The organism is Bacillus basilensis (genome assembly GCF_050630465.1).
Classification (GTDB): Bacteria; Bacillota; Bacilli; order Bacillales; family Bacillaceae_G; genus Bacillus_A; species Bacillus_A basilensis.
Genome location: NZ_JBNTQO010000027.1, coordinates 12824 through 34387 on the forward strand (window position 1 = coordinate 12824; position 21564 = coordinate 34387).

20 protein-coding genes are annotated in these 21564 nt (G+C 34.4%); 19 read left to right on the forward strand and 1 reads right to left on the reverse strand.

Annotated elements, in window-relative coordinates; translation table 11 throughout:
- Positions 1–5 precede the first annotated feature (5 nt).
- The 9 genes from ACQVV1_RS27890 (at position 6) to ACQVV1_RS27930 (ending at position 9651) form a co-directional block, all read left to right on the forward strand.
- Positions 6–1496 (forward strand): o-succinylbenzoate--CoA ligase, encoded by a 1491-nt coding sequence (locus ACQVV1_RS27890; RefSeq protein ID WP_431169823.1) that lies wholly within the window; start codon positions 6–8, stop codon positions 1494–1496.
- 4 nt (positions 1497–1500) lie between these two features.
- Positions 1501–1917 carry a MaoC family dehydratase gene (locus ACQVV1_RS27895; protein WP_029141103.1) on the forward strand — a complete coding sequence of 139 codons (417 nt, stop codon included), beginning with the start codon at positions 1501–1503 and terminating at the stop codon, positions 1915–1917.
- Positions 1917–2912, forward strand: coding sequence for a 3-oxoacyl-ACP synthase (locus ACQVV1_RS27900; protein WP_431169825.1), 996 nt, complete (start codon positions 1917–1919; stop codon positions 2910–2912). Before ACQVV1_RS27895 ends, ACQVV1_RS27900 begins: the two co-directional genes overlap by 1 nt.
- Before the next feature lie 62 nt (positions 2913–2974).
- Positions 2975–4771: an NHL repeat-containing protein gene (locus tag ACQVV1_RS27905; protein WP_431169843.1), complete on the forward strand. Its 1797-nt coding sequence runs from the start codon at positions 2975–2977 to the stop codon at positions 4769–4771.
- A gap of 234 nt (positions 4772–5005) precedes the next feature.
- Positions 5006–6223: a substrate-binding domain-containing protein gene (locus ACQVV1_RS27910; RefSeq protein WP_431169827.1), complete on the forward strand. Its 1218-nt coding sequence runs from the start codon at positions 5006–5008 to the stop codon at positions 6221–6223.
- A gap of 90 nt (positions 6224–6313) precedes the next feature.
- Positions 6314–7087 carry an ABC transporter ATP-binding protein gene (locus tag ACQVV1_RS27915; RefSeq protein ID WP_431169828.1) on the forward strand — a complete coding sequence of 258 codons (774 nt, stop codon included), beginning with the start codon at positions 6314–6316 and terminating at the stop codon, positions 7085–7087.
- Complete coding sequence (locus ACQVV1_RS27920) at positions 7065–7766, forward strand: branched-chain amino acid ABC transporter ATP-binding protein (protein ID WP_242251538.1); 702 nt, start codon at positions 7065–7067, stop codon at positions 7764–7766. The genes ACQVV1_RS27915 and ACQVV1_RS27920 overlap by 23 nt, the downstream gene beginning before the upstream one ends.
- Positions 7767–7787: 21 nt before the next feature.
- Positions 7788–8648: a branched-chain amino acid ABC transporter permease gene (locus tag ACQVV1_RS27925; RefSeq protein ID WP_431169830.1), complete on the forward strand. Its 861-nt coding sequence runs from the start codon at positions 7788–7790 to the stop codon at positions 8646–8648.
- A 49-nt stretch (positions 8649–8697) separates the two neighbouring features.
- On the forward strand, positions 8698–9651 hold the full coding sequence (locus ACQVV1_RS27930; protein WP_116867913.1) for a branched-chain amino acid ABC transporter permease: 954 nt from the start codon (positions 8698–8700) through the stop codon (positions 9649–9651).
- Between the two features lie 97 nt (positions 9652–9748).
- Here ACQVV1_RS27930 and ACQVV1_RS27935 read toward each other — a convergent pair whose 3' ends face one another.
- Positions 9749–10537, reverse strand: coding sequence for a LysR family transcriptional regulator (locus tag ACQVV1_RS27935; RefSeq protein ID WP_242251540.1), 789 nt, complete (start codon positions 10535–10537; stop codon positions 9749–9751).
- Between the two features lie 120 nt (positions 10538–10657).
- On the opposite strand from ACQVV1_RS27935, the gene ACQVV1_RS27940 reads away from it, so the two are divergent.
- The 10 genes from ACQVV1_RS27940 to ACQVV1_RS27985 all read left to right on the forward strand — a co-directional run bounded on the left by ACQVV1_RS27940 (position 10658) and on the right by ACQVV1_RS27985 (position 21518).
- Positions 10658–11197, forward strand: a complete 540-nt coding sequence (locus tag ACQVV1_RS27940) for a DUF4865 family protein (RefSeq protein ID WP_431169831.1) — start codon at positions 10658–10660, stop codon at positions 11195–11197.
- A 42-nt stretch (positions 11198–11239) separates the two neighbouring features.
- Positions 11240–11650, forward strand: a complete 411-nt coding sequence (locus ACQVV1_RS27945) for a tautomerase family protein (protein WP_275718791.1) — start codon at positions 11240–11242, stop codon at positions 11648–11650.
- Positions 11647–11970 (forward strand): carboxymuconolactone decarboxylase family protein, encoded by a 324-nt coding sequence (locus ACQVV1_RS27950; RefSeq protein WP_242251543.1) that lies wholly within the window; start codon positions 11647–11649, stop codon positions 11968–11970. The genes ACQVV1_RS27945 and ACQVV1_RS27950 overlap by 4 nt, the downstream gene beginning before the upstream one ends.
- A gap of 154 nt (positions 11971–12124) precedes the next feature.
- Positions 12125–12568 (forward strand): MarR family winged helix-turn-helix transcriptional regulator, encoded by a 444-nt coding sequence (locus ACQVV1_RS27955; RefSeq protein ID WP_001205517.1) that lies wholly within the window; start codon positions 12125–12127, stop codon positions 12566–12568.
- A 118-nt stretch (positions 12569–12686) separates the two neighbouring features.
- Positions 12687–13742 carry an LLM class flavin-dependent oxidoreductase gene (locus tag ACQVV1_RS27960; RefSeq protein ID WP_242251544.1) on the forward strand — a complete coding sequence of 352 codons (1056 nt, stop codon included), beginning with the start codon at positions 12687–12689 and terminating at the stop codon, positions 13740–13742.
- 616 nt (positions 13743–14358) lie between these two features.
- Positions 14359–15762 (forward strand): cytochrome ubiquinol oxidase subunit I, encoded by a 1404-nt coding sequence (gene cydA / locus ACQVV1_RS27965; RefSeq protein WP_242251545.1) that lies wholly within the window; start codon positions 14359–14361, stop codon positions 15760–15762.
- Positions 15749–16765, forward strand: a complete 1017-nt coding sequence (cydB, locus tag ACQVV1_RS27970) for a cytochrome d ubiquinol oxidase subunit II (RefSeq protein WP_309260021.1) — start codon at positions 15749–15751, stop codon at positions 16763–16765. Before cydA ends, cydB begins: the two co-directional genes overlap by 14 nt.
- Entirely contained in the window at positions 16765–18489 is a 1725-nt protein-coding gene (cydD, locus tag ACQVV1_RS27975; protein WP_309260022.1) for a thiol reductant ABC exporter subunit CydD, read from the forward strand. The genes cydB and cydD overlap by 1 nt, the downstream gene beginning before the upstream one ends.
- Positions 18482–20206, forward strand: coding sequence for a thiol reductant ABC exporter subunit CydC (cydC, locus tag ACQVV1_RS27980; protein WP_242251549.1), 1725 nt, complete (start codon positions 18482–18484; stop codon positions 20204–20206). The genes cydD and cydC overlap by 8 nt, the downstream gene beginning before the upstream one ends.
- Positions 20207–20369: 163 nt before the next feature.
- Positions 20370–21518, forward strand: coding sequence for a hypothetical protein (locus tag ACQVV1_RS27985; protein ID WP_242251551.1), 1149 nt, complete (start codon positions 20370–20372; stop codon positions 21516–21518).
- Positions 21519–21564: the final 46 nt, after the last annotated feature.

Here is a 21564-nt window from a genome sequence, read left to right on the forward strand (position 1 = left end):
AAAATATGCAAGGCATTGCTTATTGGATTGAAAAACGGGCCTATTTACATCCAGATCGCATTGCCATTATTACAGATGAGGAGGAAATGACATATAAACAGTTACATGAGTATGTAAATAAAGTAGCCGCATATTTAATTTACGATTTACATGTGCAAAAAGGAGAAAGGATAGCTATTTTATCGCAAAATAGCTTGGAATATATTGTGCTTTTGTTTGCTATTGCAAAGGTAGAATGTATTGCTGTTCCACTAAATATACGGTTAACAGAAAATGAGCTTATATTTCAGTTGAAAGATAGTGGAACAACAGTTTTATTTGTAGAGGAAACATTTCAAAATATGGCATTGTCAATGCAGAAGGTATCGTATGTACAAAGAGTTATTTCGATTACAAGTTTAAAAGAAATAGAAGATAGAAAAATTGATAACTTTGAAGAGATAAATGAAAGCGCATCCTTTATTATATGTTATACCTCAGGGACAACTGGAAAACCGAAAGGAGCTGTACTTACACAAGAAAATATGTTTTGGAATGCGCTAAATAATACATTTGCGATTGATCTAACTATTCACGATCGCTCCATTGTATTACTGCCTTTATTTCATATTGGTGGGATTGGCTTATTCGCATTTCCAACTTTATTTGCAGGTGGTGTAATCATTGTTCCGAGAAAATTTGAGCCAACTACAGCTCTTTCCATGATAGAAAAACATAAAGTGACTGTAGTGATGGGAGTACCTACAATTCATCAAGCATTAATGAATTGTGAGAATTTTGAAACTGTAAATTTGCAATCAGTTCGCTGGTTTTATAACGGTGGTGCTCCGTGTCCAGAAGAGTTGATGAGAGAATTTATAGATAGAGGATTTTTATTTGGTCAAGGCTTTGGTATGACTGAAACATCACCAACCGTATTTATGCTTTCAGAAGAAGATGCAAGACGTAAAGTAGGCTCAATTGGAAAACCAGTTTTGTTTTGTGATTATGTACTTATTGATGAAAACAAAAATAAAGTTGAGATTGGTGAAGTTGGAGAGTTACTTATAAGAGGGCCAAATGTAATGAAAGAGTATTGGAATCGGCCAGATGCAACAAAAGAAACGATTCAAGATGGTTGGTTATATACGGGAGATTTAGCTAGAGTTGATGAAGATGGTTTTGTATACATTGTCGGTAGAAAAAAAGAAATGATAATTTCCGGTGGTGAAAATATTTATCCACTTGAAGTAGAGCAAGTCATTAATAAGCTTTCGGACGTATATGAGGTAGCGGTCGTTGGTAGGCAACATGTAAAGTGGGGAGAGACTCCAATCGCCTTTATTGTGAAAAAGAGTAGCAGTGTATTAACTGAAAAGGAAGTCATTGAACATTGTCGTTTATTTCTAGCAAAATATAAAATACCGAAAGAGATTATTTTTCTAAAAGAATTGCCTAAAAATGCAACTGGTAAAATTCAAAAAGCACAGTTAGCAAATCAATTGAAAAGTAGGTGAAGAGATGACGATGTACAGCACGGGTCAAAAGGCGTCATGTAGTAAAACAATAACAGAAACGGATTTTGTATTATTTGCAGGTTTAAGTGGGGATTTTAATCCAATCCATATTGATCATGAGTATGCGAAGCAAACTAGATTTAATCAAAGAATAGCACATGGTTTACTAACTTCTAGTCTATTATCGCAATTGCTTGGTATTCATTTACCTGGAAAAGGATCCGTTTATATGGAGCAAACTATTAAATTTACAGCGCCAGTTTTTATAGGAGATACAATTACAGCAACGGCTACAGTACAAGAATTTATGATAGAAAAGAGAGTTTTGAAATTGTTAACGGAGTGTCATAACCAAAAAGGAGATTTAGTATTAACAGGTGTAGCTACTATGATGGTGCCAAAAGAAGGAGGAGTAGTCTAATGAATATTGGGATTGAAGCGACTGGTGTTTTCTTCCCCAAAGACGTAGAGACGGCTGCAGACCTATCTAAAAAAACAGGTATCCCTGAGCACATTATTATAGAAAAGTTTGGATTATATGAAAAACATGTGGCAGATGAAACGATGCATGCATCAGATTTAGCTATTGCTGCTGCAAAGCCAATATTATTACAAGTAGATCCTCAATCTATTGATGTAGTCATTTATTTTGGCAGTCCACATAAAGATTACCACGTATGGTCTTGTGCCCCAAAAATTCAGCATGAACTTGGATTGAAAAATGCTTATGCTTTTGAAATTATGAATGTTAGTTCTTGCTTTCCAATCGCTCTCAAAGTCGCAAAAGACATGCTTTACTCCGATAACTCAATTGAAAATATATTATTAGTAGGTGGATGCAAAGAATCTCAAATTGTAGATTATGATAACCCACGCTCGCGTTTTATGTTTAATTTCGCTGATGGCGGAAGCGCAGCTTTAGTGAAAAAAGACGCTAAAAACGGTGGAATATTAGAAAGTGCGATTATAACGGATGGTTCATTTCATGAAGATGTTCGTATCCCAGCTGGTGGATCGAAGCAGGTTGCGAGCTATGATACAGTTGAGAATCGACAACATTATATTGATGTAATAGATCCTATTAATATGAAAGAACGTTTAGACCGGGTTTCAACTCCTAATTTCGACAAGGTGATTCGGGAGGCGTTAAGAAAAAGTGGATATACTCTTAAAGATATTAAAGTATTGTTACCATTGCATACAAAACGTTCTATGTTAATAGAATTGATACAGGGGCTAGGGCTAGCGGAAGAACAAGTCGTATATTTAGATCATTATGGGCATATGTCAGCGCTTGATCCGTGTATTGGCTTACACTTTGCAAATGAACAAGGAAAATTACAGGCCGGAGATATTGCAGTAGTAGTTAGTGCAGGGACTGGGTATACGTGGGCAGCTACTGTGATTAGGTGGTAGTAAAGATGAATTTTATCAAAAAAATTATATGTTGTTTTTTCATTGTTACTGTGAGTCTAGGGATATTTGCTTCTTTAGGAAGTGCCTCTGCTGTAAAATATGTGAAATCATGGGGGAGTGAGCTAGATACTTTTAAGTTATTAAGGACACCAGTGGCGATGGCAAGGGATGCAAAAGGATTTTTGTATGTTGTTGATATGGGGAATAATAGAATTTTGAAAATAGATAAGAATGGAGAAGTTGTTGATGCTATAGGAACTTTAGGTGAAGGTCCGGGACAGTTTAATATGCCATTTGGTATTGCTGTTGATAAAGAAAGTAATATTTTAGTTGCGGATACAGCGAATTATCGTATTCAAAAATTTAATGAGGAGTTTCAATTTATTAAAAGTTGGGGTAGGAAAGGTAAAGGAAGTGAGCAGTTCTCGTTTCCTAGGGAAATTGCAGTAGATAGCGATAACAATTACTATATTACGGATGAATACAATCATCGTATTCAAAAATATAGCCCAGATGGGCAGTTTATTCAAACAATAGGGAGTTATGGAAAGGCGAATGGAAAAATGGCTTTACCACAAGGAATCGCGATAAATAAACAAGACGAGGTCTATATTGCAGACACATATAACAATCGTATTCAAGTGTTTGATAAAAAAGGAGAGTTTCAGCGAGTAATTGGAACAGGAATTGCAGGATTAGGTCCATATCAATTCTACCATCCAAGAGGAATAAATTTTGACTCAACATCTGGATCGCTATATGTAGCAGATACGTATAACAATCGGATAATGAAATTTACAAATAAAGATCAATTTTTATATACAGTAGGTAACTTTCCACAGTTTGTTTATCCTAATCAAGTTCTTCCGGATGGTAAAGGGAATATCTATATAACGGATACGGGAAATAATCGTGTGCTTTTATATAATGAGGTAGGCCTAACAGCGGTAATGAAGAAAACCATAGGTAATGAAAGGAATGGAAATACACAATATGCAGGACCTTATGATGTTGAAAGAGACACGAATGGAAATGTTTTTGTATCTGATTCCTTTAATCATCGAATATTGAAATATAATATATCTGGGAAGATTGTTGGGAAGTGGGGAAGTTTATTTGGTATTGGTGGGCCACTTGGGTTTGGAAGTCTTCCAGGGCAATTTTTTGTTCCAAGACAAATTGCAACGGATCGTTACAATAATGTGTATGTATCTGATTCTGTAAATCATCGCATCCAAAAATTCACTAATTCAGGAATAGTGCTTGCTTCATATGGCTCATTTGGAGTATTACCAGGTTTTTTTCAATTTCCATCTGGAATAGCAATTGATAGTAAAGGAAACATATTTATAGCTGATGCAGAAAATCATCGTATTCAAAAATTCAATCCATTCTTTGTATATATGAAAGAATGGGGGAGAAAGGGAAGTGGAGAGGCAGAGTTTTTTCAACCTATGCAATTAGCAATTGATTCAAAAGATAATGTTTATGTTGTTGATCGGATTAATAATAGGATTCAAAAATTTGATAATGAGGGTAAATTTATTACAAAATGGGGTACAAATCATGGGGCTGGAAACTTAGATCCACTAGAAAATTGGAGAGAGGGTCCAGGAGATCTTTTTTTGCCAATAGGGATTGAAATCGATATAAATAATACGGTTTATGTCACAGATGCTTCTAATAATCGTGTGAATATTTATAATGAAAATGGGGATTTTTTAGAGTCTTTTGGAAGTTTTAATGGTATGTCAGGACAGTTTTTCTCACCACAAGGAATAGATGTAGATAGCCAAGGAAATATAATTATTACAGATGGTTTACTCCAAAGAATTCAATTTTTTAAGAAAGCTAATTAATATTGGAGACTCAAAACACTTGTTAGAAAGGATAGAAGTTTAATAGAGTGGGAGTGCGGAATATGTAGGAATAAAATATTTATATCAAATTGTAAAGGGGTTTAATGGAAAGCGGAGAAGATACATTTATGCTAACAATCTTGTCTATATTATTTGAAGAAAAAGTCATAATTACGGGTGGATAACTTTGGCGTGTTTGACTCTATCAGAAAGAAAAGTATGGGGAGGATCACAATGTCGATGAAAAAACGTAAATGGCTAAGAATGATGGCTACTGGTTGTGTTTTAAGTTCGTTATTCATAACGGCAGCTTGTTCAGGAAAGAAAACAAGTACAGAGGATGAAAAGACGATTAAGGTAGGAGTTCTTGCTTCATTAACAGGTCCATTAGAATCATATGGAAAACAAACAGTGAACGGATTTGAATTAGGGTTGGACTATGCCACGGGCGGCACTGGGAAAGTGGAAGGGAAGAAGATTAAGTTTGTTGTAGAAGATACGGAAACGAAAGCAGAGGTAGCGGTTAAAAAAGCTACGAAGTTATTAGAAGAAGAGAAAGTCGATTTTTTAGTCGGATCGTCTAGCTCAAGTGATACATTAGCAGTTTTACCATTAGCTGAAGAATATGAAAAAATAATGGTCGTAGAACCGGCAGTTGCTGATAGTATTACCGGAAAGAATTGGAATAAGTATGTTTTTAGAACAGGAAGAAGCTCTTCGCAAGATGCGATTGGAGGAGCAGCTGCAATTGCAAAAAAAGATGTAAAGATTGCGACGTTTGCCCCGGATAATGCATTTGGCCGTGAAGGAATTGCGGCATTTAAAGCTGGAGCGAAGAAATTAGGGGCAAATATTGTAAACGAGCAATACGCAGATACAAATTCGACTGACTTCACTGCAAATATTCAAAATATCATTAGCTCAAAACCAGATTATTTATTTATCGTTTGGGCAGGGGCAAACTCACCTTGGAAACAGTTAAAAGATATGAATGTGGAAGCGCAAGGTATTAAAATTTCTACAGGTGCACCAGATATACCGGCATTAAAAACGATGGATGCGTTAGTAGGAATGCAAGGTTTTTCTGTTTATTATCATACACTCCCGAAAAATAAGGTGAATGATTGGTTAGTGGAAGAACATAAAAAACGATTTAATGGTGCGGTGCCAGATTTATTTACAGCAGGAGGAATGTCAGCGGCAATTTCAATTGTAGAAGCTTTAAAGAAAACAAAAGGTGATACAGATGTAGATACATTAATTAAGAAAATGGAAGGAATGGCATTTGATACACCGAAAGGAAAGATGAAGTTTAGAGAAAAAGATCACCAAGCGATGCAGACACTGTATTCTATCACATTGAAAAAGCAGGATGGTGTTGATTATCCAGTGCCAGTATTAGAGCGAGAATTAACGATGAAAGAGACAGAACCACCAGTTCAAAATAAATAGACTGAATTTTCTGTTGTTTTTGTATAAAGAGGGGCACACCCTCTTTATACGTATTTCTTTCATACTTAAAGCTTTATAGGGAGGGATTTCGTGACACATTTGCTAGAAACGAAAAATCTTAGCGTATCTTTTGGTGAGCATCATGTTATTAAAAATGTGAATGTAACAGTACAAAAAGGAAAGCTCATTTCCATTATTGGACCAAATGGTGCAGGAAAGACAACGTTATTTAATTTACTAAGTGGACAAATTTCTCCAACAAAGGGTGAAGTATATTTTAAAGGACAAGAGATTACAAAGTTATCAATTTCAGATCGAACTCGATTAGGAATGGGTCGTTCTTTTCAACTTACAAATATATTCCCGGAGTTAACGGTACTTGAAAATGTTCGTTTAAGTGTTCAATCATTCGTGCAAGATTACTATAGTTTTTTTCCGAGTTCGGCAAAATTTAAGCAACAAGTTGGAGAGGCGAGACGTTTCTTAAAAACAGTATTACTTCAGGAGAAAGAACATGTATTAGCGAAAGATTTAGCGCATGGAGAAAAACGAAAGTTAGAGCTTGCGATGTTATTAGCTTTGAAAACGGATGTGTTACTACTTGATGAGCCGACGGCAGGTATATCAGTTGAAGAGGTACCGGCTATTTTACAAGTGATTGAAAACATTAAGAAACATCCAGAGAGTACAATTGTACTTATTGAACACAAAATGGATATGGTACTAGGTTTGTCAGACCATCTTATCGTTTTATTCCATGGAGAGTTATTGGCTGAAGGTTTGCCCGAAGAAATTATGAAAGATGAGCGTGTACAAAGTGCTTATTTAGGAGGATTATATAGTGGCACTATTACAAGTGAATAATATAGAGACGTATTTAGATCAGTTTCATATTTTACAAGGGGTATCTCTTGCTGTTGAAAAAGGAACGATTACTGTACTGTTTGGAAGAAATGGGGCAGGGAAGACTACGACATTACGTTCGGTTATGGGATTTCATCATATCGCACAGGGTGAAATTTATTATGATAGTGCACAAGTAAATGGACTATCTACACATTTAATTTCAAGAAAAGGAATAGGGTATGTACCAGAAAATCAAGGTATTTTTCACGATCTGACAGTAGAAGAAACATTCGCTCTTGCCAGAGGGAAGGGCAAAGAAGCGGAAGAGAAAATTGAGTGGATGCTTGAACTATTTTCAGATTTAAAGCAGTTTTGGCATAAAAAAAGCGGACTATTAAGCGGAGGACAAAAGCAAATGCTAGCAATTTCAAGAGCATTTATTAATAGTGATGGTTTATTACTTATTGATGAGCCGAGTAAAGGCTTGTCCCCCATTATGATAGAAAAGTTAATGATAGCTATTTTGAAAATGAAGGAGAAAACAACAGTTTTACTCGTTGAACAAAATTTTATGATGGCTAGTCAAATTGGTGATTACTTTTATATTATGGATAACGGAAGAATTGTTCATAACGGTTTTATGCATGAATTAAAAGAGGATAAGGAAATGTGTCACAAATATTTAGGAATCTCTTAACATGAATCCGGGGTGAGAAGGATGGATGTGTTAATCAATTTATTTGTAAATGGGATTTCAACAGGGATGCTCATTTTTTTATTAGCATCAGGTCTTTCACTTATTTTCGGTTTAATGAGTGTTCTAAACTTTGCACATGGTGGTTTATTTGCATGGGGAGCGTTTACAGGTGTTTGGCTATTTAATATGACAGGTAGTTACGTATTAGCGTTAATTGGAGCAATTGCTATGGGGATGTTTCTTGGATTCATTTTAGAAAGATTCCTTATTAGACCAGTATATGGAAATCATGTTCGCCAGCTTCTTGTGACGCTTGGAGGAATGCTTGTACTTAGTGAATGTATTAAAGTATTTTGGGGACCAAATCCAATTGGGGCAAAGTTACCGTTATGGCTACAAGGAAGTTTTACATTCGAAGGCGTTATATTAATTAAATATCGTCTATTTGTTATTTTAATTGGGATTATTATTTACGTTGCCTTACTAATATTGCTCAAAAAAACAAAGATAGGTCTTATGATACGCGCAGGTGTAATAGATAAAGAGATGGTTCAAGCGCTCGGTATTAACGTAAAAGCGATATTTTCTTTCGTCTTTTTATTAGGAGCAGGGATGGCAGCGTTGGGAGGTTTCTTATTAGCACCGTATTCAGGTGTTATTTTCGCCGAAATGGGTATGCAGTATGCGATTTTAGCTTTCATAGTAGTAATCATTGGAGGATTAGGAAGCGTACAAGGTTCAGCAATCGCTTCTTTAATTGTCGGATTAGCTGGTGCTTTTACAGCGTATTTTATACCGGATTTATCACTTGCAATCAATATGTTAATGTTACTATTTTTCTTAATAGTGAAGCCAAATGGACTTGTTGGTGAAAAGGGGTGAAATGGTGAACAGCACATCAAATCGAATTAAAGTATACTTCGGAGTATGTATGCTCATTTGTTTAAGTGTATTTCCATTCGTAAATGATTCACGGAGCTTGTTAATTTTGTTCACTCAAATCTTCATCTTTGCTATTTTTGCAATGAGTTTTGATGTATTGCTTGGATATACCGGAATTGTATCGTTCGGCCATTGTATGTTCTTTGGTATAGGAGCATATGGAGTAGCACTTTTATTTGATCGGCAAGGAGTATCCATAACGAACTTTTTAATAGGGATAGTAGCTGCAATTATCATTTCAGCAATTGTTAGTTATATAATCGGTTTGCTTTCTTTACGGCTGAAAAGTCATTTTTATGCAATGTTAACACTTGCTATTTCACAGTTGTTTTTCGTACTTGCTGAAAAATGGCGTGGGCTCACTCACGGAGGGGATGGTTTTACATTTGGTGTACCAGACTTATTCCGTGATCGTTTTACGTTTTATTATGTAACACTTATATGTTTAATTGTCATTTTTATTCTGTTACGTCTTTTCACAAAATCTTCTATTGGAAAAGTATTAAAGGCAATTTCGCAAAATGAGCAACGTGTTGAAGCATTAGGATATAAAGTTCTTCATTATAAAATTATTGCTAGTATTGTTGCAGGAGTAGTAGCTGCAATTAGCGGTGGTTTATTTGTTATTACACTGCGCTTTGTTAATACAACTGTATTTTCAATTGAAATGACATTAAATGCATTATTGATGACAATGATTGGAGGTGTGGGAACGTTAATAGGGGCAATTGCTGGGGCTGGAATTATTGAATCACTGAAATATTATTTATCAGAACTAGCTACAGAGTATCCGATTTTTGAACGATGGACGATTATTCTTGGTTTATTGTACATTATCGTATTGCTAGCTTTTCCGAAAGGATTAGTTGGCTCGGTTAAGCGGTTGAAGAATATGAAACGGAGTAAGAAGGAGAAAAGTGCAGAAGTGGAGCAAAACGTTTGAAAAATCGATTGCATAAAATATGAAAATCCCTCTTTTAGATTCGTAAAGGAGGGATTTTTATTGGTGTATGTAATTAGTTAGTTTGATAGCTATTCTATTAATCAAATAGTTCATCAGGGATTTGTTTTAAAGAGTTTTGATTCGTAAAGAAATGAACAGCTAATTTCTCAACTGGAACATCTTCAATTGGTTCCAATTTATCATTTCTAATCGGTAAAAAGGCTATTCCGTTGCCATCGTTTATAAAATCTTCAATGAGTGAATAAGAATCTAATTGTTGAAGTTGATGCTGAGATAGATTATTTTCTTTTAGAAATTGTATAGTCTTATTTCTAAAAGGGCACTTTTTGTCATTGCTAACGAAGAAGAGTTCCTTTGAATAGTCAACTGTACACTTTTCTTTCGCTTTTAATAAACCTATAGAAATTGAAGTGGAAAATACTTTTTTAAACGCTGTGTCCGAGTAATCCTCATAAGTAATGACCATATCAACTTTTTGTTGCTGCAGTAATTTTTGCAAATGACTACTATTTTCTACATATATTTGATAATTCCTGAAATTTTCTTTAATGCGCTTACTTAAATAATTAGTCAAAATCGATTGTGACGTCGCGATTATATAAGAAGAACCACACATTTTAATTTTATCTTTCGCTTCTTCTACTAGCGTTAATATTTGATTTGTGTAGTCTAGTAAAATGTCACCAGAAGGTAACAACGAAACGCCTTTGTTATCTCTATGTAGTAAAGGTGTTTCTAATTCTAGTTCTAATTTTTTGATTCGCTCAGTTACGTTTGGTTGAACATATCCTAACTCTTTCGCAGCTTTACTAATAGAACCTTCGCTAGCTACAGTTTTGAATATAATAAGATCATTTATTTCCATTTATCACAGCTCCTTATACGATATCATTATAAATGATACCAAGCATAAGTTATACCTATTTTACGTTAGTCAGTCATCGCTTTATCATTATGTATATAGGATAGAAAGTGAGTGATAAACATGATTGGAATGCAATATAAGGTCATTTTGCCGAAAGATTATGATATGGAGATTATTAGAAATAGGGTAAAGGAAAATGGGCATAAAACTGATGGTTTTCAAGACCTAAATTTTAAAGCCTATTTAATTACTGAGGCAGGTAAGGACGGGAATTTCTATAACTGTTATGCACCTTTATATATTTGGAATGGTCATGAAGGGATGAATAAATTCATATTTGAAGGGTATTACGATAATATTTTACAATCGTTTGGGTGGCAACAAATAAATATAGGTGTTCCATTAGTTGTCAATGTAAAGGATGATTTTAAGAAATGTAGATATGTTGTTGAATATGAAGGAAGTATTTCTCAAAGTAAATCATTGATTGGGACTCAATCTACCATTATGGATCAAAATGTAGAAAATTGTTTAGGTAATTTAAAAGTATATAATCCAGATAAGTGGGGATATAGTCAGTTTAATTTTTATGAAGAGAAGCCTAACATTACAGCGAATAAGGGTGTTACAATATATGAGATTTTACACATTTCACGATAAAATTTGGTTCCAAATTAAAAATAAGAAAAGGAATGAAAATCTATGCCCTTTGTGAATATTCATTATCCTGAAAACATATTAAATAAAGAAGGGTTGAAAAAGATAGGTGAATGTATCCATCTTTCATTAATTGAACATTTTAACATCCCTGAAAATGATTACTTTCAAATGTTTTTACCTTATCAAAAAAATCAATTTTTATATAATCCATATTATTTGTTGGAAAGAGGAGAAAAGAGAACAGAGAATATGATTTATGTTTCTATTACATGTGGACCTGGAAGAACAGTGCAACAGAAAAAAAGTTTGTATCAATCTGTATCCTTAAAGATTTCGGAATGTTCCGACGTAAGGGGGTCAGACGTTTTTATTACACTAAATGAGACAGTTGCTGAAAATTGGTCATTTGGTCAAGGGATGGCACAACTGGTAAAAATGAAGGGAGCAAAATGATGAATGAACCAATTGAATTTTATATTCAAAAGAAAATGAGAGAAATAGCACCTGCATTTGCTCAGTATAGTGAAAAGATATTGTTTGAGGAAGTGTGGCGTGATGCTACTTTAACATTAAGAGAAAGAAGTTTATGTACTGTGTCGGCACTAATCAGTCTCGGTAATACAGAACAATTACCATTTCACTTGAAGTTAGCTAAACAAAATGGGATTATGGAGAATGAATTGGTTACATTAATAACACATATGGCTTTTTACGTTGGTTGGCCAAAAGCTGTGGCAGCTTTAAATCTAGCAATGAATGAAATGAAAAGTTAAGAATAAAGATAAGAAAGAATTCATGTTTATATGAATTCTTTCTTATCTTTATTTATGCAAAACTCTATTGCAATATTTTTTTGCATTTTTCCTTGCTTTTTTATCACTTGCGTAGTAAATTGATAATAAGATTCACGATAGGAAGTGATCAAAGATGCGTGATAATACGATTGGATCATTAATATGGTTACGTTTAATACGATTTACGAACCAAAGTAATCAGATGTCAAATGAGTTTTTAAAACGTTTTGATTTAACGACAGCTCAATTTGATGTGCTTTTGCAAATACGTACGTATCAGCCGCTAACACAAATGGAGTTAGCTGAAAAGGTAACTGTTACACAAGGCGGTATTTCTAGAATGTTAACTCGTCTTGAAAAAGAAGGATATATTGTACGAAAACAAGATTGGAAAACGAAAACAATTAGTCTTACAGAGCAAGGAGAAGCGGCCTTAGAGAAAGCATTGCCAGAGCAACTTGCATTTCAATCTTCGTTTTTTGATGATGTATTAAATGAAGAAGAGCAGAAAATATTATACGAGCTAATGACGAAAGTTCATAAGCATAGTGAAAAAAAAGAATTACCGCAAGAGTAATTTTTTTTACAACATCAATTGACTAATCAAGTGATGTTGTAAGTAATAGAGAAACATTTGAATTACCAACGTTTTTAGAAGAGAAACTAATAGGGCATCATTAAAGGAGAGAGTAATTATGGAAAAATACCGTATGGATACAAGTAAAGGAATGGAGTTTGGATTATATTCAATTGGGGATCACGTTTTAAATCCGCATAATGGAGAGAAAATTAGTGCAGAACAAAGAATTCATGAATTAATTGAAACAGCTAAGTTAGCGGATGAAGCTGGACTTGATGTATTTGCTGTCGGTGAAAGTCATCAAACGCATTTTACAACGCAAGCTCATACAGTTATTTTAGGAGCTATTGCACAAGCTACGAAAAATATAAAAATTGCAAGTTCAGCAACGATAATAAGTACTTCTGATCCGGTACGAGTATATGAGGACTTTGCTACAATTGACTTGATTTCTAATGGACGTGCAGAAATCGTAGCTGGTCGTGGATCGCGTATTGGGGGATATAGTTTACTTGGTTATGATGTAAATGATTATGAAGAGTTATTTGAAGAGAAGATGGATCTTTTATTAAAAATTAATAAAGAGGAACATGTAACATGGAATGGACAGTTCAGAGCACCGCTTGCACACGCATCGGTTATTCCAAGAGCTAAAAATAATAACTTACCAATTTGGCGTGCAGTTGGTGGCCCGCCAGCTAGTGCAATTAAAGCAGGACGCGCGGGTGTACCAATGATGATAACAACACTAGGTGGTCCAGCTATTAACTTTAAAGGATCAGTAGATGCTTACCGTGAGGCTGCTGAGCAAAGTGGATTTGATCCAGCAAGCTTACCAGTTGCAACTACAAGTTTATTTTATACAGCAAAAAATTCACAAGATGCATTTAGCGAATACTATCCTCATATTAATGCTGGTATGCTTACACTACGCGGTGGTGGGTATCCGAAAGAACAATTTACAAATGCAGTAGATTACCGTGACGCATTAATGGTTGGTAGCCCGCAACAAATTATTGAGAAAATGCTTTACCAATATGAATTGTTTGGGCAACAACGTTTTATGGCACAAATTGATTTTGGTGGTGTACCACTTAATCAAATTGAGAAAAATATCGAATTAATTGCTACTGAAATTTTACCGGCTGTTAGAAAACATACAGCAAAATAATATAAAAAATACCGAGAGTCTAATCGATTCTCGGTATTTTTTTATGTATTAATTTAGTTTGGAAAAATGACAAAAAAATGAATTTTCAGGTCTAGGAAGAGGGGAGGGTTTTCTATTTTTGAATAACATTATATTGTATTTGAATTTTGGGAATACATTTTTCTCTTGACAAAAAACAATTGATTTTCTATTTGTTTCAGAGGACATTTTTTAGGGTGAAAGTCAAGCGCATGAAGAGAAATATGATTATTTTATTGATATGAAAGTAAGTCTTATATTAAAAAAACACATTTTATTAATGAGAAAAATCTAATTCAAAAAAATACCAAAAGACATATTTCAGACAAAATGATGTCAATAATACGTCAAAAATCAGCTGAATTTACTATGCAGGTATATTATACAATTCGATTAACGGATAAAACACTACTGAAATAGTGAAAAGGTAAATTTTATGAAAAAGTTCTTTTGTAATTATCTCAAAAACTGAAAATTTATATTTTCTAAAAGTACATAAACAAATTTATCTTTCTATATTTCTAAGATTTGGGTTGTTTTATTCATACAACTCAATTGAAATTACGATATAAAAAATTATGAAGGAAGTGATTGTAGTATGGAAACGCTTGAATTGGCACGAATACAATTCGCATCAACAACGATTTTCCATTACTTTTTTGTTCCGCTGTCTATTGGTTTAGCTTTTATCATTGCGTTAATGCAAACTTTGTATGTGGTAAAGGGACAAGAAATTTATAAGAAGATGACGAAATTTTGGACACAAATATTCCTTGTAAATTTTGCGGTAGGTGTAGTAACTGGTATTTTACAAGAATTCCAGTTTGGAATGAACTGGTCAACCTATTCACGTTTCGTAGGTGATGTGTTTGGTCCATCACTTGCTATTGAAGGTTTATTAGCATTTTTCATTGAGTCTACATTCTTAGGTTTATGGGTATTCGGTGAGGATAAATTACCGAAGCGCATTCACCTATTATGTATTTGGCTCCTTTCAATTGGAACAATGTTATCAGCGTTTTGGATTTTAACTGCAAGTGCATTTATGCAATCGCCAGTAGGATATGAAATGGCAGCAGATGGACGTGCACAAATGAATGATTTCTTAGCAATTATCCAAAACCCACAATTATGGGTACAATTCCCGCATACAATTACAGCGGCGATTGCAACTGGTGCATTCTTTATTGCAGGTGTGAGTGCATGGAAAATAACGAAAGCGCAAGAAACTGAAGTGTTTAAAAAATCGTTCCGCATTTCTATCATTGTTGGAACACTTACAACTGCGCTAGTATTATTCTTCGGTCATGCGCAAGCACAACAATTAATTAAGACACATCCAATGAAAATGGCAGCAGCTGAAGCGTTATGGAATACGAGTGAAGATCCAGCGCCATTTACAGTATTTGCGAAAATTGATGCAGAGAAGCAAGAAAACTCGTTTGAAATTCAAATCCCTTATATGCTAAGTCTATTATCATTTGATAAATTTAGCGGTCAAGTAGAAGGGATGAATCAAATTCAAAAGCAATATGAAGAGAAATATGGGCCTGGAGACTATATTCCACCAGTACACACTATGTTCTGGAGTTTTAGAGCGATGGTAATGAGTGGAACATTTATGCTTCTTCTAGGAGCGTACGGATGGTTCTTATCAAGAAAAGATCGTTTAGCTGAAAAAACGTGGTATTTAAAATTAATGGTGTATGCAATTTCACTACCGTTTATCGGTAATACAGTAGGATGGATTATGACTGAAATGGGACGTCAGCCTTGGGTAGTTTTCGGTGTTATGAAAACGGAAGATGCTGTATCTCCAAATGTTACGTTCGGAGAAGTATTATTCTCTTTAGTTTCGTTCACATCACTATATTTAATTATAGGAGGAATCACTGTTTACTTATTCGTTCGTATCATTAAAGGACATGAGAATAAGAAAACGAAACAGGATTCTCAAAGCCATGATCCATTTGATAAGGAGGAAGAGTATGTTATCTCTTAATGAGTTGTGGTTTATCATTATTGCAATTTTATTCGTAGGCTTCTTTGTACTTGAAGGTTTCGATTTCGGTGTAGGTATAGTTTCAAGGTTTTTAGGGGAAAACGATTTAGAGAAAAGAATATACTTAAATACAATTGGTCCATTTTGGCACGCGAATGAAGTATGGCTTGTTTGTGCCGGTGGTGCTATGTTCGCGGCATTCCCACACTGGTATGCAACTTTATTTAGTGGGTTTTACATTCCTTTTGTGTTTATGCTTCTTGCTTTAATTATAAGAGGTGTTTCCTTTAAATTCCGTGCGAAAATAGATAATCATAAATGGAAAGGTTTTTGGGATTGGGGTATGTTTTTAGGAAGTTTACTACCGCCTATCCTTTGGGGAGTTGCCATTGCTAACTTTATGGTAGGTATTCCAATTGATGAGACGAAAAATGCTGTAGGTGGATTCTTACAATTACTTCATCCATTTGCATTACTTGGAGGAGTTATGTTCCTTCTGCTATGTATTGTTCACGGATTGCAATTCCTTACTATACGTACAACTGGTAAGTTAAGAGAACGTGCACGTATTGCTGCGTTGAAAATTGCACCGCTTGCAATTACAGCACTTCTTATTTTTGCCGGTGTAGGGTTATGGAAAACAGATATATTCACTGGTCATGGTACAGAGTGGATTATGGTTCCGATCGGAGCTTTTGTAGCATTATGTGCGTCAACATTATTAAATAAAAGAAGAAGAGATGGTTGGGCTTTCGTTATGACGAGTTTAACAATCATTTTACTAAGTGCGAGTGTGTTTGCCGGCATGTTCCCACGTGTCTTAATTAGCTCGTTAGGGTCAATATACGATTTAACAATTTATAATGCAGCATCGGGAGATTATGCACTAAAACTGATGACGTATTTTTCAATTGCTATATTGCCATTTGTTTTGGGAAGTCAAATATGGAGTTTCTATGTGTTTAGACAACCTGTTAAGTCAGATAAAGATTTGGAGTACTAATGAAAAGAAAAAGAGGACTTCCGTCGTATCCTGGTAGCCGAGTTTTATATGTAGTGTTAACAATCATTAGCGTTTTAGAAGCTATTAGTATTATTGCACAAACAGTGTTTTTAGCGCGGGCTATTACGTTTTTATTTCAGGGAGAAACAGTGCAATCTGTGTTAAATGAAACGGTGTATTTTGGAATCACGTTTGCAGTTCGTCACATGCTGGTTCGCATATCGCAAGTATTAGTTGAACGTTTTGCTGAAAAAACAGGGTCACTACTGAGAAAACAATTAATAGAGGCGTATTTCACATTAGGTCCACGGTATGTTCAAACTGCTGGAACAGGTCATCTGGTTACCTTATCGATAGAAGGTATTGAGAAATTTAAAACATATATTGAATTAACAATTCCTAAAATGATTAGAAGTAGTATCGTACCGGGGCTAATTGTACTATATGTTTTTACGCTAGATATTGAGTCTGGAGTCATTTTAGTTGTAACGATTCCTATCGTAATTATATTTATGATCCTACTAGGATTAGCAGCGCAGAAAATGGCGGATAGCCAATATGAAACATATCGTGTTCTTTCTAATCACTTTGTAGATACGTTAAAAGGGGTAGAAACATTAAAGTATTTAGGTAAAAGTAAACAGCATGAAGGAAAGATTGAGAAAGTAAGTAAAAGGTATAGAAAAGCAACGATGCGTACTTTGCGAGTTGCTTTTCTTTCTTCTTTTGCATTAGATTTCTTTACGAGTTTATCAATCGCATTTGTGGCGGTCGGATTAGGGATACGTTTAATAGACGGGACAATTGTACTATTGCCAGCCCTTACGATTTTAATTTTAGCTCCGGAATACTTCTTGCCGATTAAACAAGTTGGAGCGAATTATCATGCTACGTTAGATGGGCAACTTGCAATGGAGCAAATAGAAGAGATTTTACAGCAACAAAAAGAAATAGAAACGAAAGAATCAAATGTCGATATCATATGGAATTCCACAAGTAACTTAAAATTACAAGATGTAAAAGTAAAGATTGATGAATCTGAAAAGGCAATATTAGAAGGAATTAACTTTACTTGGGAAGGCAGTGGCACTATAGGTGTAATTGGTGAAAGTGGGGCGGGGAAATCGACGTTAATCGACGTATTAGCAGGATTTTTAACTCCTTCGGGTGGAAAGATGATAGTAAATGGTGTGGAAATTGACGGGGCTACTCGTGAAGATTGGCAAAAGAATATTGCTTATATTCCGCAGCAACCTTATATTTTCCCGCTTTCATTAAAAGATAACATTTGTTTCTATGAAACAAATACAACTGATGAAGAAGTGGAAAGAGTCATTAATGAAGTGGGTCTTCATTCACTCGTTACATCGCTTCCAAATGGGCTGTACGAAAGAATTGGAGAAGGCGGGCGTATGCTTAGTGGCGGACAAGAACAACGTGTCGCAATGGCACGTGCACTTTTAAGTAAAAAGCCAATTATTTTATTAGACGAACCTACAGCACATCTTGATATTGAAACTGAATTTGAAATAAAGCAATCGATGTTACGTCTGTTTGAAGGTAAATTAGTATTTCTTGCAACACATCGTCTTCACTGGATGAAACAGATGGATCATATTCTTATTTTAAATAAAGGGAAAATGATAGAGAGTGGAACATATGAAGAACTTTTAAAGAATGAGGCATTACATTTTCAAAGGAAAGAGAGGGATAGAGATGAGTAACTGGATTAAACCTTATATACAGCAAAATAAAAGTAGAATGACTTTAACTATTTTCCTTGGTCTTCTTGGAGTTAGTTCAGGTGCGATGCTACTTTTTATTTCAGGTTATTTAATCTCTAAATCTGCTCTTAGACCAGAAAATGTAATGGCTGTATATGTTCCTATCGTTGCAACGCGTGCGTTTAGTATAGGACAAGCTGTGTTTCATTATATAGAGCGTTTAGTCGGACATGACGTTGTACTACGCATATTAGAAAAAATGAGAACGAAACTATATAGGATAGTAGAACCACAGGCGTTATTTTTCCGTTCGCGATTTCAAACGGGTGATATGTTAGGGGTATTATCCGAAGATATAGAGCATTTGCAAAACCTATATTTACGTACAATATTTCCAAGCATATTAGCATTAGTTGTATATAGCATATTCGTACTTGTTATCGGTGCATTTGACGTGATGTTTGCACTTATTGCAGCAAGTATGTTGGCTATTATCGTTTTTCTTCTTCCACTTGTATCATTACTTTTAATGAAGCAACATCATGTTACATTAAAGCAAGGAAGAAGCCGTTTGTATCAACAACTAACAGATGCTGTTTTTGGATTATCTGATTGGCAAGCAAGTGGTAGAAAAGATGAATTCATTGATAAGTATGTAGAACAAAATGCTCAGTTGTTAAAAACGGAGAAAAGAATGAAGCGCTGGAATCATATTCGAGATAGTATCATTCAATTAGTAGTGGGGATTGTAGTTATTTCAATGATCATATGGACTGGAAATGAGGCAGCCAGTGAACAGATTGCACCTACCGTTATTGCGGCTTTCGTCTTAATGACGTTATCGGTCACAAACGCGCTTATTCCTCTTTCAGATGCAATCGATCGAATTCCATCATATGTAGAATCTGCTCATCGTCTCAATCAAGTAGAAGGTAATGATGTTTTGCAGGATGAAAAGGAATTACATGAAGATAAAGATTATGTTGCATCAAAACATATAGACATTGAATTAAATCATGTATCGTATAGTTATCCAGATAGTAATGAATTTGTATTGAAAGACGTATCATTACAAATAAAAGCAGGGAAGAAAATCGCCATTTTAGGAAGAAGCGGAACAGGGAAATCTACTTTATTAAAACTGTTAACAGGTGCGATAAGCCCGTTACATGGTGAAGTTTTATTGAATAGTGAACATGCTCATACGAATCTTTTAGCAAAATATATTTCTGTATTGAATCAAAAGCCACATTTATTCGATACGACAATTGGAAATAATGTGCGGATCGGCAAACCAGAGGCTACAGATGAAGAGATATGGACAGCGTTAGAGAAAGCACAATTAGCTTCGCATATTGCTTCTCTTCCAGATGGACTACAAACAAAAATGCATGAAATGGGAAAAAGGTTTTCTGGCGGGGAAAGACAACGGGTTGCTTTTGCTAGAACGCTAATGCAAGAAGCGCCAATTATTGTACTTGATGAACCTACGATTGGCTTAGATCCAAAGACAGAATTATCTTTAATCGAAACAATGTTTTCTGCAACGGAAGAAAAGACAGTTATTTGGATTACACACCATCTTGTAGGAATTGAACATGTAGATGAAGTTATATTCCTTGATCGTGGTCAAATCGTAATGCAAGGTAGTCATGAACAACTTCTTACAGAAAATGAGAAGTATCGAAAGCTTTATGAACTAGATAAAGGAATATAGTTTGAATAAGTAATAATTGTAAAAATAGCTAAGCCAAATGGTGAAGCTATTTTTTTGTTTTGAAATGAATATTCTATTCTTTTTCATGTTGGATTGCAGATGTATATGATTGTTACGAATGAAAAATGAATTTCATATTATACATATAATGGAGGGGATGTACATGGAGAGGCAGTATAAAATTATTATTTTAAGTGATGAATTATCAGAGGGGCGGATTCGAAATGTATTAGACAAAAATAAATGTAAAACAATAGTTCATGTTGTAGACGTTACAGATATTGTTCATATAGAAAATTCTTTTCAATATATAATCATTTGGAGAGTGGATGCAGAAAAACTTACAAATGAATTGAGAAACAGAGGCGTGCAAAGTTCAAAACTTATTAATTTAACAAAATACATGTATGAATGGAAGAATAAATTGATTTCTATATATCAAATAAATCCGGATCTTATGTCTATATACATTTCTATGAAAAAAGCAAAGAGTGATCCGACGTATGAATTGTTTGCGACAGGTTTGTCTTATCCGCATTGTGGCATAAGTACGGAGCTCCTCTTAAAAAAGTCAATGAAATTAACACTTCCATCGCAAGATCTATACTATGATTATTTAATAGCGTCACAACTTCTATCAAACGATCATTCATTTCAATATTGTTTGATAGGAATAGCTTATTTCTCGTTTTACTTTGATATGTCGTTATCATCTGAATCCTATAGAATTCACAAAGTATATTATCCATTGTTTCAAGACGGTCATCATACTGTAGTTCATTCTCCTCTACCCACTGATGGATTCGCACATCTAGATACCCCGAAACCACTTTTTTCTATTTTTAATTTGCATTTTGAATATGTTTTATTAGACGAACTAAAAGATGAATCATTGATACTGCCCTGGATAAATGCTGAATGGAATACCACTCCTCTTCACATTCCTTTTGAAGAACACGGCAAAATAAGAGCAACTTCGCATGCTAAGTTGTCATATCCTCATACTTTAGTTGAAAATAAAACGATTTTTAAAAAATATTTAGAACTACTGTTAAAACATGATATAAAACCAATAATTGTTGTATTCCCAGTTACTTCACATTATTTCAATTGTAGTAGTAAGAAATTAAAAGAAGATTTTTATAAAGTTATAAATGATTTTCAAACTCAATATTCTTTTCGGATTATAGATCTATTTGATTCACCATTATTTTGTGATGATGATTTTTATGATAGTGATCATATGAATAAAAAAGGTGCAAATAAAATGTCTGCGTTATTAAATATGTTTATTCAGGAACGAAAAGTATGATATTTTATTTCATGTTTGCATAAAAGTATATAGGCTCCATACAGTT

Bases quoted from the DNA above. Each gene is read 5' to 3' on its own strand.
- ACQVV1_RS27910 (WP_431169827.1), top strand. From the start codon at position 5,006: ATGTCGATGAAAAAACGTAAATGGCTAAGAATGATGGCTACTGGTTGT.
- ACQVV1_RS27955 (WP_001205517.1), top strand. From the start codon at position 12,125: ATGCGTGATAATACGATTGGATCATTAATATGGTTACGTTTAATACGA.
- ACQVV1_RS27940 (WP_431169831.1), top strand. From the start codon at position 10,658: ATGATTGGAATGCAATATAAGGTCATTTTGCCGAAAGATTATGATATG.
- cydB (WP_309260021.1), top strand. From the start codon at position 15,749: ATGTTATCTCTTAATGAGTTGTGGTTTATCATTATTGCAATTTTATTC.
- ACQVV1_RS27895 (WP_029141103.1), top strand. From the start codon at position 1,501: ATGACGATGTACAGCACGGGTCAAAAGGCGTCATGTAGTAAAACAATA.
- ACQVV1_RS27960 (WP_242251544.1), top strand. From the start codon at position 12,687: ATGGAAAAATACCGTATGGATACAAGTAAAGGAATGGAGTTTGGATTA.
- ACQVV1_RS27890 (WP_431169823.1), top strand. From the start codon at position 6: ATGCAAGGCATTGCTTATTGGATTGAAAAACGGGCCTATTTACATCCA.
- ACQVV1_RS27935 (WP_242251540.1), bottom strand. From the start codon at position 10,537: ATGGAAATAAATGATCTTATTATATTCAAAACTGTAGCTAGCGAAGGT.
- ACQVV1_RS27930 (WP_116867913.1), top strand. From the start codon at position 8,698: ATGCTCATTTGTTTAAGTGTATTTCCATTCGTAAATGATTCACGGAGC.
- ACQVV1_RS27985 (WP_242251551.1), top strand. From the start codon at position 20,370: ATGGAGAGGCAGTATAAAATTATTATTTTAAGTGATGAATTATCAGAG.
- ACQVV1_RS27945 (WP_275718791.1), top strand. From the start codon at position 11,240: ATGCCCTTTGTGAATATTCATTATCCTGAAAACATATTAAATAAAGAA.
- cydA (WP_242251545.1), top strand. From the start codon at position 14,359: ATGGAAACGCTTGAATTGGCACGAATACAATTCGCATCAACAACGATT.
- ACQVV1_RS27900 (WP_431169825.1), top strand. From the start codon at position 1,917: ATGAATATTGGGATTGAAGCGACTGGTGTTTTCTTCCCCAAAGACGTA.
- cydC (WP_242251549.1), top strand. From the start codon at position 18,482: ATGAGTAACTGGATTAAACCTTATATACAGCAAAATAAAAGTAGAATG.
- ACQVV1_RS27950 (WP_242251543.1), top strand. From the start codon at position 11,647: ATGATGAATGAACCAATTGAATTTTATATTCAAAAGAAAATGAGAGAA.
- ACQVV1_RS27925 (WP_431169830.1), top strand. From the start codon at position 7,788: ATGGATGTGTTAATCAATTTATTTGTAAATGGGATTTCAACAGGGATG.
- cydD (WP_309260022.1), top strand. From the start codon at position 16,765: ATGAAAAGAAAAAGAGGACTTCCGTCGTATCCTGGTAGCCGAGTTTTA.